The organism is Streptomyces sp. NPDC057438 (assembly GCF_042802995.1).
GTDB lineage: Bacteria > Actinomycetota > Actinomycetes > Streptomycetales > Streptomycetaceae > Streptomyces.
Genome location: NZ_JBHVDD010000049.1, coordinates 1 through 14,318, shown reverse-complemented (window position 1 = coordinate 14,318; position 14,318 = coordinate 1). Strand labels below are relative to the sequence as shown.

The following is a 14,318-nucleotide window of genomic DNA, read 5'->3' as shown; positions in this document are numbered from 1 at the left end:
CCACGCGTACGCCTACGGCTGTGCGAACGCCTACCGGTACGGGCACGGGTACGCAGCCGCTCAGCCTAGACGGATTTGGCCCCATGCCGCCCGGTTCATGTACCTGCCAGGAGTTGGACATGGCCGAAACCTTGACAACTGGGCTGACCAGGCAGGAGATTGACGCGCGTAGAAACTCACGGGTAGCTCTGGGACGATTCCGGGGCCTCCCGCAGGCACGACTGTCGGAGTTCATCGGGTCCGCCGGCTTCTACGCGCGTCGCACCGCCCCACCGGTCGCAGGCCACCCCGTCCACTCTCGTCCCGGCGCCACGTACGTCCCCGGAGGGATCCCCTTGCCGAGCAAGAGAACCGCGCGCATCGGCGCGCTGACCGTCGCCACCATCTGCTCCACCGTGTCCGCCGTGGTCCTGACCTCGCCCGCCGAGGCGGACTCCATCCGCATCCACGACATCCAGGGCACCACCCGGACGTCCCCGCTCGTCGGCCAGCAGGTCGCCGGGGTGCAGGGCATCGTCACGGGCGTGCGCACGTACGGCTCGCGCGGCTTCTGGATCCAGGACCCCGAGGCGGACGCGAACCCCGCCACGAGCGAGGGTGTCTTCGTCTTCACCAGCTCCCGGCCGACGGTGTCGGTGGGTGACGCGGTGACGGTCGCGGGCACGGTCGGCGAGTTCATACCGGGCGGCACTTCGTCCGGAAACCAGTCTGTGACGCAGATCTCCCGCCCGACGATCACGGTCGTCTCCACGGGCAACGCCGTTCCGGCCGCGACCGTCATCGACACCAAGTCCGTACCGAAGAAGTACGCCCCGGCCGGCGACCCCGCGGCCGCCGGCTCGGTCAACGGCCTCAAGCTCGCCCCCGCCACCTACGCCCTGGACCACTACGAGTCCCTGGAGGGCATGAACGTCCAGGTCGCCGACACCCGCGTGGTCGGCGCCACCGACCCGTTCACCGAGCTGTGGGTCACGGTGAAGCCCCGGGAGAACGACAACCGCCGCGGCGGCGCACTGTACGACTCCTACACCTCGCAGAACACCGGCCGGCTGCAGGTCCAGTCGCTGGGCGCGGTCGCCGACTTCCCGAAGGCGAACGTCGGCGACGTGCTGAAGGGCACCACGGCCGGCCCGCTGGACTACAACCAGTTCGGCGGCTACACCCTCGTCGCCAACCGGATCGGCACCCTGAAGCAGGGCGGCCTGGAGCGCGAGACGACCGAGAAGCAGGCGCGCGGCGAGCTCGCGGTGGCGACGTACAACGTCGAGAACCTGGACCCCTCGGACGCCTCCTTCGCGGACCACGCGGCCGCGATCGTGGACCACCTGCAGTCGCCCGACATCGTGGCCCTGGAGGAGATCCAGGACAACAACGGCGCCACCAACGACGGTACGGTCGCCGCCGACAAGACCGTGAAGAAGCTGATCGACGCGATCAAGGCGGCCGGCGGTCCGGCGTACGACTGGCGGTCCATCGACCCGGTGAACCTCGCGGACGGCGGTGAGCCCGGCGGCAACATCCGTCAGGTCTTCCTGTTCAACCCCGCGCGGGTCTCCTTCACCGACCGCGCGGGCGGCGACGCCACGACCGCCGTCGGCGTGACGAAGGCGAACGGCACGGCTCGGCTGACGGTGTCCCCGGGCCGGATCGACCCGGCGAACGCCGCCTGGACGAACAGCCGCAAGCCGCTCGTCGGCGAGTTCTCCTTCCGCGGCAAGTCCGTCTTCGTGGTCGCGAACCACTTCGCGTCCAAGGGCGGCGACCAGGCGCTGCACTCGGAGTTCCAGCCGCCGAAGCGCAGCTCGGAGACCCAGCGCCACCTGCAGGCGAAGGCCGTGAACACCTTCGTCAAGCAGGTTCTGGCGAAGGACAAGAAGGCGTCCGTCATCGCCCTCGGCGACATCAACGACTTCGAGTTCTCCGACACCGCGAAGCTGCTGGAGGACGGCGGCGTCCTGTGGTCGGCGATCAAGTCGCTGCCGAAGCGGGAGCGTTACTCGTACGTCTTCCAGGGCAACGCCCAGGTGCTCGACCAGATCCTGGTCAGCCGTTCGGTGCGGCGCGCCGCCGGGTTCACGTACGACAGCGTGCACATCAACGCGGAGTTCAACGACCAGATCAGCGACCACGACCCGCAGGTGGTGCGGTTCGAGCCGTAGGCCGTGCACCGCGGTCATGACCCGGTCGTGATCGTCCGTGTCGCTCAGGGCTGGCTGAACACGCCGTTCAGCCAGCCCTGCCACGCGTTCTCGTCCGCCCCGGCGTCGGCTCCCGGCGCGAAGTCGTGGACGCTCATACCCACCCGGTGGCCCCAGTGGTTGCGGCCGAAGAAGCGCAGGAGAGCGTCGTCGGTGCGCAGACCGATGAAGTAAGGGTCCCGGTAGTCGACCACGGCGTCGACGGGCTGCCCGTCGGGGCCCTTGACCTGCACGCGGGCCCCTTCGGGGGTGTCGTCCGCGAGGCCGAGCGCCCGTCCGACGGTGGTGAGCGCGTCGGGGGCCCCGGCCGTCGCGGGTCCGTCGAAGGTGGCGAACGCGGTGAGCGTACGGCCCCGGAAGCTCGTCAGGTACTGGCGCAGGGTGTGCAGGTAGAAGGCGGTGTGCTTGGCGGCGCCGTCGTACTGGTTGTCCCAGTCGTCGACGAAGATGCCGCTGTGCACGTACCGCACCCAGGCCCGTCGGCCGTCGTCGCGCGGTTCGATCGTGTAGTCCAGCTGGTTGAGGGTCTGTTCGGAGATGCCCTCGACGTCCGCGACACGGTTGGTGTACCGGTGCGGCGGCTCCCAGGCGATGACGTCGGAGCCGAACGGCCCCTTGCCGCCGACGCGCGGCTCGGGTGCCTCCATCGGCCACAGCCACCCGCCGGTCCCGGCGGTGACGGCCTCCCACACCTCCTCGGGGGTGGCGTCGACCTCGAACTCCCGGGCGATCTCGAATTCCTTGGACATGACGTGCTCCTCAACGGGTCTCACTGACCGAGCTGTTCGGTCCGGTCGGGCAGCGAATTCTGGGTGGGCAGTTCGGACAGGCCGGCCTGTGCGGGCGGGCCGGCGGACTGCGGCTTGACCGTCGGGTGGACGGCGACGACGATCCGGTGCGCCCGGCCCGCCTCGGCGTCGGGGGCGTCGTACTTGCGCAGGAGCGCGCTCACCCCGGCCGTCAGCTCCTGGACGAACGCGGCCCGGTCGGCGGCCGAGGCGAAGGTGACCTCACCGTCCAGCGCGTAGGTCGCGAGCCCCTTGCGGGCTCTGGCCGCGCCCGTGACGAGCGACCCGACGTCCCGGACCAGCCGGGCGCCGAGGGCCAGCAGCCAGCGCGCGGAGAGCTGGTCCCGGAAACGGTCCGGGTCGGGCTGCACGGCGGCGAGCGCGAGCGGCGAGATCACGTACGACGCGGCGGTCGCCCGCATCAGCCGCTCGGTGACATTGCCCTTGCGCCGCTCCCCCGCGAGCTCGACCAGGCCGTGCCGCTCCAGGGCCTTGAGGTGGTAGTTCACCTTCTGGCGCGGCAGCCCGACCTTCCCGGCCAGCATGGCGGCCGAGGCGGGCCCGGCCGCCAGCTCGGCCAGCAGCCGGGCACGTATCGGATCCAGCGAGACGGCCGCTGCCTCGGGGTCCTCGATCACGGTGACGTCCAACATGGCTCCACCCTCCCACCGAAAACTTTTTTTGTCCAGACGATCGAAGTGTTCGGACGAAGCGTTCGGGCGAAGGGGTCGGACGAAACGGTCGGGCGAAATGGTCGGGCGAGGTGTTCGGAGACAGGTGGCGCCCGGTCAGTCCGGAAGGAGACCGAGGGCGTACTCGTAGCGCGTGACCGTGCTGCTCCTCAGTCCGGGCCACGTCTGCACACGCTGCCAGAGCGCCGACGGCGAGCCGACTCCGTCGCCCGGGGACGCCAGGGCGTCGACGTGGTGCCGCGCGGTCTCCCACTCGGCGTAGTTGAGGACGCGGGTGCCGTCGGTGGCGAGATGGAAGTGGGCGGAGATACCGCCGGGGTGTGCGTGCGGCTCGGCCGCCAGTGCCTCCTCGACGGCGTCCACCCAGGCCCGCTGCCGCGCCGGGTCCGGCCCCTCGAACTCGATGTCGACGATCACGACGCACCCCGGCACCCGGGCGGCGCGGTCGTCGCCGCCCGTGAGACTGCGGTAGCGCCGGTAGCGTCCGAGCCCCACCCGCTCGATCCCGGGCACGGCGGTGTCGATGGCGTCGTTGCGCTCCTGCCGGCGCGTCCGCGCGAAGGCCTCGTACGCCTGCTCGTCGGCCCACTGGGAGTAGTGCAGCAGGCCGGAGCCGTCCTCCGCCGTGTAGACGAAGTAGCCCAGCAGCCCGTCGGTGGGCCAAGGGCGGCGCTGCCAGGTGTCGGCGACGGCCTCGACGGTCAGCCGCTGCCGCTCGGGCGTCCCCACCCGCCAGGTACTGAAGAAGGGCGCCCCGACGCCGGGGCGGTCGAGGACGGGGTGGAGGTCCGTACGTCGGGTCATGCCGCTCTCCCCTGATCGGTACTCGGTGTGTGTCCACCGACCACCTTTCAACCTCAACCAAGATTCAGGTCAACTCCGCGATTCGGGACGCGCTTTCGGGAGACCCGCCCGGTCATGGACGAGAAGCGGCACGATGCCGAGCGGGTGGGGAAGGAACCGGATTCCGGGGCGACGGCCGGGACGGGGACCAGGGCGGAGACCGCGGCGGAGACCGGGGCAGGGGCGCGGGAGCGGACGGAGCGGCGGGGGGAGGAGCGGGCGGAGGAGCGAGCGGGCGTGGACGGGCCCACCGGGCTGCCGAAACGGTCGTGGTGGGCGGTGGTGCGGCGCACGGTCAAGGAGTTCCAGGACGACGAACTCTCCGACCGGGCGGCCGCGTTGACGTACTACGGCGTCCTGTCGCTGTTCCCCGCCATTCTGGTGCTGGTGTCGATGCTCGGTGTCGTCGGACAGCGCGCGACCGACAAGATCCTGAACAACATCGGCGACCTGGCGCCCGGCCCCGCGCGGGACATCCTGCGGGACGCGGTCGTCCAGCTGAGCGACAGCGGCGGTACGGGCGGATTGCTGGCGATCGTCGGCCTGCTGGCGGCGGTGTGGTCGGCGTCGGGGTACGTGGCCGCCTTCATCCGTACGTCCAACGCGGTGTACGACCTCCCGGAGGGCCGCCCGGCCTGGAAGGTGACGCCGCTGCGGATCGCCCTGACGCTGGTGCTCATGGTGATGCTGGCGGCGAGCGCGCTGATCGTGGTGTTCACCGGCCCGCTGGCCGAGCGCGCGGGCACGACGATCGGGCTCGGCGACGCGGCGATCGCGGTGTGGAACATCGCGAAGTGGCCGGTGCTGCTGGTGCTGGTGACACTGATGATCGCGCTGCTGTACTGGGCAGCCCCGAACGTCCGCGGCCGGGGTTTCCGTTGGGTCAGCCCCGGCGGCATCGTCGCCACGCTGATCTGGCTCGTCGCCTCCGCCGGTTTCGCCGCCTACGCCGCCAACTTCGGCTCCTACAACAAGACGTACGGCACCCTCGCCGGCGCCGTCGTCTTCCTCATCTGGCTCTGGCTCACCAACCTGGCCATCCTGCTGGGCCTCGAATTCGACGCGGAACTCTCGCGCGAGCGGGCCATCGTCGAGGGCCGCTCCGCCACCGACGAGCCCTACGTCGAACCCCGGGACACCCGCAAGTGGCCGTCCCGGCTGCGGGCCCTGCGAGAGGCCCGCGCCAGGACGACCGCGACCGCACCCGGCCGGGACCCGTTGGCGAAGGGCTGAGCCCGGGGCGGACAGACGGACCCGCGGCCGGGGAGGCGGACCGGCTGCGGGTGGGTGCGGGGGGGCGGGGGCGGGAGCGGCGGGGCGGGGGTGCGTGGATATCGGGGCGCGCGGATGCCGGGGGCAGTGGTCCCAGGGGTGCGGTGGTCGGCCGGCGGCCGTCGCTCGGCGTCGCATCGCACGGTGCAGTGGTCCCGGCGTAGTGGTCCCGGCGTAGTGGTCCCGGCGTAGTGGTCCCGGCCTCTCCCGTGCCCGGCGCGGCAGCAGTCCGGCGGGACGGAAGCCGGGCGAACCGACGAAAGAGGCACCCCCGCCGCCCTCCGGGTCTCCCGCTGCTCGCCACGATGAGGAGGAGCCGCGCGGAGGCGCGCCCTTGCCGGAGACCGTGTCGATGGAACTCCCGTCGCAAGGTCGCGGCGGCCGGCCGCCGCTCGGCAGGGTGACGCCATGGGCCGGTCGTACGACCCGACTCCCATCCCCTCTGGAGGCTGGACAGGCGCCTCGCAGGCGAATGAACCCGCCCGCCGCCACCCGCGAAGAGAACGGGCCGACACTCCCCCTGTCCCTTCCCAGCCCCTTGGAGTGGCCGAGTGGCTGGCGTGCGCCGACCGACCCGGCGCGACCACAGCAGCCGGCCCTCGCCGGGACGACTCGAAGGCGGGGCGAGCAGGGCGAGCGGGAGGGGCGAAGGGGACGGGCGAAACCGCGCCGCTCCTGACGCTCCTGACGCTCCTGACGCTTCTGACGCTTCTGACGCTTCTGACGCTTCTGAACGAACGTCTAACGGTGGTGGCGCCAGACCAGCACTCCCACCGTGACCACGGCGACACCGGCCCCGGCCACGATCACCATCTGCCGGGGCACCCGCTCCCACGCCGAGTGCGCCTTCGCCCGCACATCGGCCTGGGCCGCGTGCACCCTGGCCTTCACATCCGCCTTGGCGGCCAGTTCCTCGACCGTGTCACCGAGCTGCGCCCGGGTCTGCTCTATCTGCCGCCGGAGTTCGTCGGGACCCTTGGCACCCACCGCACCGTCGGTCCTGCTCGATGCCTGTGTCATCGCCGGGCCCTCCCCTTGATCTCGTCCACGTCCGCCTTGACGCTGTCCAGCGCCTGCTCCGGCCTGGGCGGGGTGGCCCGGCGGAGCTGCGCACGCCCGAGCGCGGCCAGCACGCCCGCGATCACGAACAGCACACCCATGACGATGAGCGCGGCGGCCCACACGTCCAGCACGAGGGAGAGTGCCCCGACCCCGGCGGCGGCGAGGGTCATGAACCCCACGTAGGCGACCGCGCCGGCCGCGCCGAGCAGCCCGCCGCCGCGCCCCGCGCGCCGCCCCTTCTCGGCCAGCTCCTCCTTGGCGAGGGCGACCTCCTGTCGTACGAGCAGGGAGAGCTGTTCGGTGGCCTGCCCGACCAGCTCTCCCACGGAGTGGTGGTCGTGTTCCCCCGGCCCCGGACGCGCGGAGCGCGTGGAGCGCTCGAATCGCGTGGGCCTGGTCTCGGTGGTCCCGGTCACGGTGTCGCCTCCTCACACATCGGGACGCCCCGAGTACCCGCCCCGCCCCCCGCTACCCCTGCGACATCCTCTTGTCCTCGTAGCAAATCTCCCGCACACCTCGTAGAAGATTTAAGTGGAGCTTCACTATGAGCTCCCCGAGACTACCCGCATGACCCACACCCACGGCCACGCCCGCACCCACTCTCATCACCCGAGGCCCATTCCCCCCACGCACTCCGCCCCCTTCGGTCGCGCCGTCTGCGCGATGATCACGCCCTTCACGGCATCCGGCGCACTCGACCTGGACGGCGCCCAGCGGCTGGCCGACCGGCTGGTGGCCGAGGGGTGCGACGGGCTGGTGCTCTCCGGGACGACGGGCGAGTCGCCGACGACGACGGACGCGGAGAAGGCCGAGTTGATCCGGGCCGTGCGCGGGGCGGTCGGCGACCGGGCCGTGATCGTGGCCGGGGTGGGCACCGCCGACACCCGGCACACCGTGGAACTGGCTCTGGCGGCCGAGAAGGCGGGCGCGGACGGTCTGCTGGCAGTCACGCCGTACTACAGCACGCCCCCGCAGGACGCGGTCGAGGCCCACTTCCTCGACCTCGCCGACGCCTCGGGACTGCCCCTCGCCCTGTACGACATCCCCGGCCGGACCGGCACGCGCATCGCCCCGGAGACCATGATCCGGCTGGCGGACCACCCGAGGATCGTGGCGGTGAAGGACTGCGCGTACGACCTCCTGGGCACCCAGAAGGTGCTGGCGGAGACCGAGTTGGCGTACTACACGGGCTGCGACGAGTACGTTCTCGCGCTGTACGCGATCGGCGGGTCGGGTTACGTGAGCACGGTCGCGAACGCGGTCCCCCGCCAGGTCCGGGCGGTGATCGACGCCTTCGACGCGGGCGACACCGCCGGGGCGGCCCGGCTCCAGCGGCGCGCCGTCCCGCTCATCGAGCTGATGATGGCCTCGGGCCTGCCGGGCACGGTCACGGCGAAGGCGCTCCTGGGACGGCTCGGCCTGCCCGCCGGCCCGGTCCGCGCACCGCTGCGGCCCGCCGGTCAGGAGGTGACCGACGGGCTGCTGGCGGCGTACGAACGGCTGGTGGCCGTCTGAGGACGGGTCCTCAGCGGGTGGCGAAGACCGGGTTCCAGCGACCGGGAGCCCCGTCGTTGCCCTTGAGGGCGCCGCTGAGCGCGATCGTCCTGTCGCTGCCGATGGTGACGAGCACGAGAGCGCTGTGGAACTCGTTGTCGCCGGCCTTGATGTCCCAGGCGATGAGCCGCTTGTTGTCGACCCAGGCGAGCAGTTGCTGTCCGCGGATCTTGTGGAGCCGCTTGCCGGTGTAGGGATCGATGATCTCGGAGGCGGTCGTCCTGACACCGCCGGCGAAACCACCGGCCGCGAGCTTGCCGTCCGGGGAGAGCCGCGCCTGCACCGACCAGGTCAGGTACTTCTCGTTGGCCGGCTTGGCCACCTTGTTGCCCTGGAGGTCGTAGTACTGGTCGTGCGGCTCCACGGCCAGCCCTGAGCGGACCAGCTTGCCGTCGCCGCTGAAGGAGAAGTCCTGACGGGAGTTGACGATCGGCATGTCCTCGTCCTTCTCCGGTGGGGTCTCGCTCCACCTGGTCCGGCCGGAGTCGACATCGACGAGGTAGAAGCCGGTCCGGTACGACTCGGAGAATTGGGGCAGGAAGTCGTTCTTCTTGCCGTCGCCGTCGACGTCGTTGGACGCCCTGGTCAGCACATCGGGGTTCTTGCTGTAGGTGGTGGCGACCAGCCTGCCGCCGTCGGACGAGAACTCGACGCTCGCGACGCCCCGGTCGACGGGGATCCAGCGCTCGACCTCGCCGGTGAGCAGGTCGAGGAGACCGATCCGCCGGGCGGGCAGGTCCTTCTCCAGGACGGCGGCGGTCCGCATGCCGGGGGCCACCGCGACCTGGGACCAGCGGGTGTCCTTGACGTACTTGCCGGTCTCCTGGTCGAGGATCCGGTAGGTGCTTGCCCGGACCGCGGTGTTTTTCGAGGTCTTGACGGTGTCGAGGGTGTAGTAGGCGGCCAGCGCCACGTCTCCCGCCGCGATCAGATCGCGCGGCGGCGACTGGTCGGGGTGGGCGATGATGTCGCTCCGGTTCATCTCGGTGGCGAGCCGCACCTCGTCCCTGCCGGAGTCCAGCAGGGGGACGGCCACCGCGACGGCGACCACGGCGGCGGTGGCCGCGGCGACGGTCGCGATCGACCGGTTCCGGCGGCGGCGTCGGGCGGTCAGGACCCGATCGGCGAAGCCGGGCCCCAGGGGCGGCTGTTCGGCGGCCTGCTCCCGCAGGGATTCGCGCACCAGTTCATCGACGTTCACGGACGCACCTCCACGGGTGAGAAGTCACGGGACGGGGTCTGCTCGGCGACGGCGGTCCCGGGCATGCCCAGCTCGGGCGCGAGTTCGCGCAGCCGGGCGAGCGAGCGGTGGGTCGTGGACCGGACGGTCCCGACGGAGCATCCGAGGATCCGGGCCACCTCCGCCTCGGGCAGGTCCTCGAAGTAGCGGAGCACGAGGACGGTGCGCTGCCGGGCGGTGAGCCGGGCCAGCGCCCCGCGCATCACGAGCCGCAGCTCCACCCCGGCCGCCCCGTCGGCGGCGCCGCTCTCGGGCGGCTCGGCGACGGTCAGCTCCCGGCGCCGCCACTTCAGCCGCCATCGGCTGACCTGCTGCCGGTAGAGGATCCGCCGTACGTACGCCTCCGGCTCGTCGATGCGCTGCCAGCGCCCGGCGGCCTTGATCAGCGCGTTCTGCAGCAGGTCCTCGCCCGCGTGCCGGTCCCCGCCGCTCAGCAGCACGGCCGTCTTCAGCAGAGCCGACGACCGCCCTGCCACGAATTCCCGGAAACTCTCCTGCCCTGCGGCATCCATCGTCACCTTCTCTTCCCCGGCGGGCCCCGTGTCCCGCCCCTGTGCCCCTAGTGACGCGCGGACCCGCGCCCGGCTATGCCACCCCGGGGAAGAAAGTCGTGCGGGCACCGGAGAACGGCGCGGGCCCGTACGCGCGTCTGCGCGTACGGGCCCGGATTCCCGACGACGGCCGGGTCAGCCCCAGCGGTACCCGTCACCGAACAGCAGGGTGTGCTCCAGCACGTCCTCCATCGGGTCGTCGACCTGACCGATGTTGACGAGCCCGATGCGGGGGCCGTTGTGCGAGGCGGTGTTGGTCTCGTCCGCGTGCGCGGCCCCGGCGGGAAGCCAGCACAGCGTCGCCCCGGCCAGCACCCCCGTGACCACGCGCGCCACACCCCTCGCCCGGTCGTTCCTCATCCCTCGGCCCCTCATCTCGTCGGCCCCTCATTTCGTCGGCTCGGCAGCTGATCGGACTCCGTGTCCGCCCGTTCATCTGCCGGAACAGCCCGAAGGTCACGCCGAGTAACCCGTACGTGGGGCTATGGGGGTCAGTTGTGGCTGTGCAGGATCTCGTTCAGGCCGCCCCAGACCGCGTTGTTCGGGCGGGCCTCGACCGTGCCGGTGACCGAGTTGCGGCGGAAGAGGATGTTCGAGGCGCCGGAGAGATCGCGGGCCTTGACGACCTGTCCGTCGGGCATGGTGACGCGGGTGCCGGCGGTGACGTAGAGGCCGGCCTCGACGACGCACTCGTCGCCCAGCGCGATGCCGACGCCCGCCTCGGCGCCGATCAGGCAGCGCTCGCCGATGGAGATGATGACGTTGCCGCCGCCGGAGAGCGTGCCCATGGTGGAGGCGCCGCCGCCGATGTCCGAGCCGTCGCCGACGACGACACCGGCGGAGATCCGGCCCTCGACCATGGACGTGCCGAGGGTGCCCGCGTTGAAGTTGACGAAGCCCTCGTGCATGACCGTGGTGCCTTCGGCGAGGTGCGCGCCGAGACGGACGCGGTCGGCGTCGGCGATCCGGACGCCCTTGGGGGCCACGTAGTCCGTCATGCGCGGGAACTTGTCGACGGACGTGACCTGGAGGTGCAGACCCTCGGCGCGGGCGTTGAGCCGCACCTTCTCCAGTTCGTCGACGGCGACCGGGCCCAGCGAGGTCCAGGCGACGTTGGCGAGGAGGCCGAAGACGCCGTCCAGGCTCTGGCCATGGGGCTTGACCAGCCGGTGGGAGAGCAGGTGGAGGCGCAGGTAGGCGTCGTGCGTGTCGAGCGGCTTCTCGTCGAGCGAGGAGATGACCGTGCGGACCGCGACGATCTCGACGCCCCGGCGCGCGTCCTGGCCGAGCGCGGCGGTCGCGCCGCCGCCCAGCAGCTCCGCGGCCCGCTCGGCGGTCAGCCGCTCGGTGCCGGAGGGGCCCGGCTCGGCGGCCAGCTCGGGCGCGGGGAACCAGGTGTCGAGAACGGTGCCGTCGGCGGCGATCGTGGCGAGGCCGGCGGCCACGGCGCCGGTGGTGCGGGGAGCAGTCGTGTCGGTCATGAGGGCAACCTAACCGCCCGGAGGCGGTGCGGGCCAACCCACGGCACGGGCGTCTCAGGGGCCGGGCACGTTACGGACATACGGTGCCGGCCCACCCACGTGGAGCGGGCCGCATGCCCCCGCGTCACGAGGTGCCTGGACGCGAGGGAGGGCCGACCGTTTCTCGCCCGGCTCGTCCACGAAGGCTCTGGTGACGCGCGGATCGCGGAACATGTCCGGCGGTGACGCCGTCGGCCGTCCGCCTCCGAGCCCCGGGGGCGCGTACCGGTGGATGTCAGTCGCGTGGCGGTCGTGGAACCGGGGAAACAGCTCCGGTCGTTCCAGCGGCCGGACGACGGCCTCGGCGTCACCCTCGGTCGGCCGCGCCGGCCCCGGCGTCACCCTCGGACGGCCGCGCTGCTCCCGGCGTCACCCTCGGACGGCGTCCTCACCCACCGCGTGGTCGGCCCACCGCCATGGTCCGCCCACCGGTTCCCGTCCGGCCGTCACGGGCCCCTGAGCCCCACCGTGGCCCACCGCGCGCCTGCCCCCTGCCCGCCCCCTCAGGGAATCACCCGCGCCAGCACCTCCCGTGCGTACTCCTCGTCATAGGGCGCCCCCGTCAGCAGGACCTGCAGACAGATGCCGTCGACCAGCGCGACCAGCGCCCGCGCGGTCACCGGATCGGTGCGGCGGGCGAGGCAGTCGGCGAAGGCGCGGCCCCACTCGTCGGCGACGGGACGCAGTGCGGGCCGGCGCAGCGCGGCGAGGTACAGCTCGTACTCCACCTCCAGGCCCGTCCGGTCGCCGGTGAACCATTCGCCGCCCAGCGCGGCCAGTTCGGCGGCGAGGTCGGTACCGGGGTCCCGCAGGGCCTCGCGCGCCGCGACGCTCCTGGCGAAGCGCTCGTTGGCCTGGCGCAGCGCGGCGACCATCAGGTCGTCGAGGGTCTTGAAGTGGTACGTCGTCGAGCCGAGCGGGACGTCCGCCTCTGCGGCCACGCTCCGGTGGCTCAGCCCGGCGATACCCCTGTCCGCGACGACACGGACCGCGGCATCGATGATCCGCTGTCCCCGCTCGGGGTCGTAGCGCCGGGCCATCAGTGGGCGCCTCCCAGGTTCAGTACCACCACTCCCGCGACGATCAGCACGATCCCGGCGACCTTGGCGAAGCTCAGATGCTCCCCGAAGAGCACCAGCCCGAGCGCGGCGACGGCCGCGGTGCCGACGCCGGACCAGATCGCGTAGGCCGTGCCGATCGACATCGACTTCAGCGCCTGGGCGAGCAGGACGAAGGAGACGAGGTACCCCACACCGGTCACGAGCGACGGCCACAACTTGCTGAAGCCCTCGCTGTACTTCATGGCGGTGGTGGCGGCCACCTCGGCGGCTATGGCGCCGGCGAGCAACAGATATCCCATGTGTACGAGCGTACACATCATATGTACGGTTGTACACATGGGGTGTACAGGCGCGCTTATGGGCGGAATTGGCCGCCCTCGACCCTCAAGAGGCCCCCGTTTCGGGGCCGTTCCGTTATGGAAGCGCTCACCGAAAGGGCTCCCCGCGCGTCACTTGGTGAACTACTGTTTCAACGGTCAATCTCCCGAATGTGTGACGACCGCCAGGGTTTGCACACACCGGTGACACGTACCACCCTCCCTGATCCGCATGACGAATTTGCGTCCGCCTGTGGCGACGCCGAGGGAACCGCGCATGCCGCCGACTAAGCCCGGACCCGATCCGGACCAGACCCCGCCCAGCCTTCCGATGCTCAGATCCGCGAAGGTGTGGGAGACCGGGGTCGCCCCGAACGACACCCGCATACCGGGCACCCGCCGCCTCTGGCTGGCCGGTGCCCTCGCTCTCGCCGTGGTCTCCTCCTGCGTGACGGCGATCACCCTGCAGGGCTCGGGGCCTGACGACTCGTCGGAGAAGAACGGCCGCACCACCGCCGCCGACGACCGCGTCCCCACCGTGTCCCTCCCGCCCACGTCGCCCGCCGCGACCTCGGCACCGGACGGCAAGAGCGGTCTGTCGGAGCCGCAGGGCGCCGACGGCGACGCCGAGAAGGACGCCGCCGGGAAGAACAAGGGCGAGAGCAAGGACAAGGGCAAGGACGACGAGGAACCCGACGCGTCGGAGAGCCAGCAGGGCGGCGCGAAGTCGCCGGAGCCCACCAAGAAGCCGAGTGCCACCACCCGGTTCAAGTCCATACAGTCCGCCTCCTTCCGGGACCGGTACTGGCACCTGCGCGACGGCACGATCCAGTTGGATCAGGTGAGCAGCACCAGCGACCGCTGGACCCGGCAGGACTCCTCCTTCACGGTCGTCTCCGGCCTCGCGAAGTCCTCCTGCTACTCCTTCCGTCTGAAGGACGGCCGCTACGCGCGGCACCAGAACTTCGTGCTGCGCGCCTCCCGCAACGACGGCTCCCAGCTGTTCAAGCAGGACGCCACCTTCTGCCCCCGCAACGAGCAGACGGACGTGGTCGGGCTGGAGTCGGTGAACTACCCCAACCACTTCATCCGCTTCCGCTACAACCAGCTCCGTCTGGAGCGCTACGAGCACAACCAGCAGTACTGGATGGAGACCGGCTTCCGGCTGGTCAAGGGACTGGCCTGAACGGCCGTTCCCGCACGTGGACAGGGGTGTGGCC

General features: G+C 71.4%; 15 protein-coding genes. 4 read left to right on the top strand and 11 right to left on the bottom strand.

Annotated elements, in window-relative coordinates:
- Positions 1 to 335: 335 nt before the first annotated feature.
- Positions 336 to 2,159 (top strand): endonuclease/exonuclease/phosphatase family protein, encoded by a 1,824-nt coding sequence (locus ACFU5F_RS24810; RefSeq protein WP_383891162.1) that lies wholly within the window; start codon positions 336 to 338, stop codon positions 2,157 to 2,159.
- Positions 2,160 to 2,203: 44 nt separating this feature from the next.
- Here ACFU5F_RS24810 and ACFU5F_RS24805 read toward each other — a convergent pair whose 3' ends face one another.
- The 3 genes from ACFU5F_RS24805 to ACFU5F_RS24795 form a co-directional block, all read right to left on the bottom strand.
- Entirely contained in the window at positions 2,204 to 2,947 is a 744-nt protein-coding gene (locus ACFU5F_RS24805; protein ID WP_383891159.1) for an SRPBCC domain-containing protein, read from the bottom strand.
- Between the two features lie 20 nt (positions 2,948 to 2,967).
- Positions 2,968 to 3,639 (bottom strand): ArsR/SmtB family transcription factor, encoded by a 672-nt coding sequence (locus ACFU5F_RS24800; protein ID WP_383891156.1) that lies wholly within the window; start codon positions 3,637 to 3,639, stop codon positions 2,968 to 2,970.
- A gap of 135 nt (positions 3,640 to 3,774) precedes the next feature.
- A complete protein-coding gene (locus ACFU5F_RS24795) occupies positions 3,775 to 4,482 on the bottom strand; it encodes an antibiotic biosynthesis monooxygenase (RefSeq protein ID WP_383891153.1) in 708 nt (235 codons plus the stop codon).
- Between the two features lie 114 nt (positions 4,483 to 4,596).
- On the opposite strand from ACFU5F_RS24795, the gene ACFU5F_RS24790 reads away from it, so the two are divergent.
- Positions 4,597 to 5,754 carry a YihY/virulence factor BrkB family protein gene (locus tag ACFU5F_RS24790; RefSeq protein WP_383891151.1) on the top strand — a complete coding sequence of 386 codons (1,158 nt, stop codon included), beginning with the start codon at positions 4,597 to 4,599 and terminating at the stop codon, positions 5,752 to 5,754.
- A 780-nt stretch (positions 5,755 to 6,534) separates the two neighbouring features.
- Here ACFU5F_RS24790 and ACFU5F_RS24785 read toward each other — a convergent pair.
- Together ACFU5F_RS24785 and ACFU5F_RS24780 are read right to left on the bottom strand one after the other, a co-directional pair.
- Entirely contained in the window at positions 6,535 to 6,813 is a 279-nt protein-coding gene (locus tag ACFU5F_RS24785; RefSeq protein WP_383891148.1) for a DUF3618 domain-containing protein, read from the bottom strand.
- Positions 6,810 to 7,271, bottom strand: coding sequence for a phage holin family protein (locus ACFU5F_RS24780; protein ID WP_383891145.1), 462 nt, complete (start codon positions 7,269 to 7,271; stop codon positions 6,810 to 6,812). The genes ACFU5F_RS24785 and ACFU5F_RS24780 overlap by 4 nt, the downstream gene beginning before the upstream one ends.
- Positions 7,272 to 7,422: 151 nt before the next feature.
- Between ACFU5F_RS24780 and dapA the strand changes: the two genes are divergently transcribed.
- Entirely contained in the window at positions 7,423 to 8,370 is a 948-nt protein-coding gene (gene dapA, locus ACFU5F_RS24775) for a 4-hydroxy-tetrahydrodipicolinate synthase (protein ID WP_383891143.1), read from the top strand.
- 10 nt (positions 8,371 to 8,380) lie between these two features.
- On the opposite strand, the gene ACFU5F_RS24770 is transcribed toward dapA, so the two are convergent.
- The 6 genes from ACFU5F_RS24770 to ACFU5F_RS24745 form a co-directional block, all read right to left on the bottom strand.
- A complete protein-coding gene (locus tag ACFU5F_RS24770) occupies positions 8,381 to 9,610 on the bottom strand; it encodes a WD40 repeat domain-containing protein (protein WP_383891140.1) in 1,230 nt (409 codons plus the stop codon).
- Positions 9,607 to 10,161 carry a SigE family RNA polymerase sigma factor gene (locus ACFU5F_RS24765; protein WP_383891138.1) on the bottom strand — a complete coding sequence of 185 codons (555 nt, stop codon included), beginning with the start codon at positions 10,159 to 10,161 and terminating at the stop codon, positions 9,607 to 9,609. Before ACFU5F_RS24765 ends, ACFU5F_RS24770 begins: the two co-directional genes overlap by 4 nt.
- 174 nt (positions 10,162 to 10,335) lie before the next feature.
- On the bottom strand, positions 10,336 to 10,560 hold the full coding sequence (locus ACFU5F_RS24760; RefSeq protein WP_383891135.1) for a hypothetical protein: 225 nt from the start codon (positions 10,558 to 10,560) through the stop codon (positions 10,336 to 10,338).
- A gap of 131 nt (positions 10,561 to 10,691) precedes the next feature.
- On the bottom strand, positions 10,692 to 11,681 hold the full coding sequence (dapD, locus tag ACFU5F_RS24755; protein WP_383891132.1) for a 2,3,4,5-tetrahydropyridine-2,6-dicarboxylate N-succinyltransferase: 990 nt from the start codon (positions 11,679 to 11,681) through the stop codon (positions 10,692 to 10,694).
- A gap of 542 nt (positions 11,682 to 12,223) precedes the next feature.
- The gene (locus tag ACFU5F_RS24750) at positions 12,224 to 12,760 is read right to left on the bottom strand and encodes a TetR/AcrR family transcriptional regulator (protein WP_383891129.1); all 537 of its coding nucleotides are present in this window, start codon (positions 12,758 to 12,760) and stop codon (positions 12,224 to 12,226) included.
- Entirely contained in the window at positions 12,760 to 13,080 is a 321-nt protein-coding gene (locus tag ACFU5F_RS24745) for a DMT family transporter (RefSeq protein WP_383891126.1), read from the bottom strand. The genes ACFU5F_RS24750 and ACFU5F_RS24745 overlap by 1 nt, the downstream gene beginning before the upstream one ends.
- Positions 13,081 to 13,375: 295 nt before the next feature.
- On the opposite strand from ACFU5F_RS24745, the gene ACFU5F_RS24740 reads away from it, so the two are divergent.
- The gene (locus ACFU5F_RS24740; protein WP_383891123.1) at positions 13,376 to 14,284 is read left to right on the top strand and encodes an AbfB domain-containing protein; all 909 of its coding nucleotides are present in this window, start codon (positions 13,376 to 13,378) and stop codon (positions 14,282 to 14,284) included.
- Positions 14,285 to 14,318 lie beyond the last annotated feature (34 nt).

What these genes read in the sequence shown, in the direction of transcription:
- ACFU5F_RS24790 (WP_383891151.1), top strand. Translation starts at nt 4,597, where the DNA reads ATGGACGAGAAGCGGCACGATGCCGAGCGGGTGGGGAAGGAACCGGAT.
- ACFU5F_RS24765 (WP_383891138.1), bottom strand. Translation starts at nt 10,161, where the DNA reads ATGGATGCCGCAGGGCAGGAGAGTTTCCGGGAATTCGTGGCAGGGCGG.
- ACFU5F_RS24785 (WP_383891148.1), bottom strand. Translation starts at nt 6,813, where the DNA reads ATGACACAGGCATCGAGCAGGACCGACGGTGCGGTGGGTGCCAAGGGT.
- ACFU5F_RS24745 (WP_383891126.1), bottom strand. Translation starts at nt 13,080, where the DNA reads ATGGGATATCTGTTGCTCGCCGGCGCCATAGCCGCCGAGGTGGCCGCC.
- dapA (WP_383891143.1), top strand. Translation starts at nt 7,423, where the DNA reads ATGACCCACACCCACGGCCACGCCCGCACCCACTCTCATCACCCGAGG.
- ACFU5F_RS24795 (WP_383891153.1), bottom strand. Translation starts at nt 4,482, where the DNA reads ATGACCCGACGTACGGACCTCCACCCCGTCCTCGACCGCCCCGGCGTC.
- ACFU5F_RS24740 (WP_383891123.1), top strand. Translation starts at nt 13,376, where the DNA reads ATGCCGCCGACTAAGCCCGGACCCGATCCGGACCAGACCCCGCCCAGC.
- dapD (WP_383891132.1), bottom strand. Translation starts at nt 11,681, where the DNA reads ATGACCGACACGACTGCTCCCCGCACCACCGGCGCCGTGGCCGCCGGC.
- ACFU5F_RS24760 (WP_383891135.1), bottom strand. Translation starts at nt 10,560, where the DNA reads ATGAGGAACGACCGGGCGAGGGGTGTGGCGCGCGTGGTCACGGGGGTG.
- ACFU5F_RS24800 (WP_383891156.1), bottom strand. Translation starts at nt 3,639, where the DNA reads ATGTTGGACGTCACCGTGATCGAGGACCCCGAGGCAGCGGCCGTCTCG.
- ACFU5F_RS24750 (WP_383891129.1), bottom strand. Translation starts at nt 12,760, where the DNA reads ATGGCCCGGCGCTACGACCCCGAGCGGGGACAGCGGATCATCGATGCC.
- ACFU5F_RS24805 (WP_383891159.1), bottom strand. Translation starts at nt 2,947, where the DNA reads ATGTCCAAGGAATTCGAGATCGCCCGGGAGTTCGAGGTCGACGCCACC.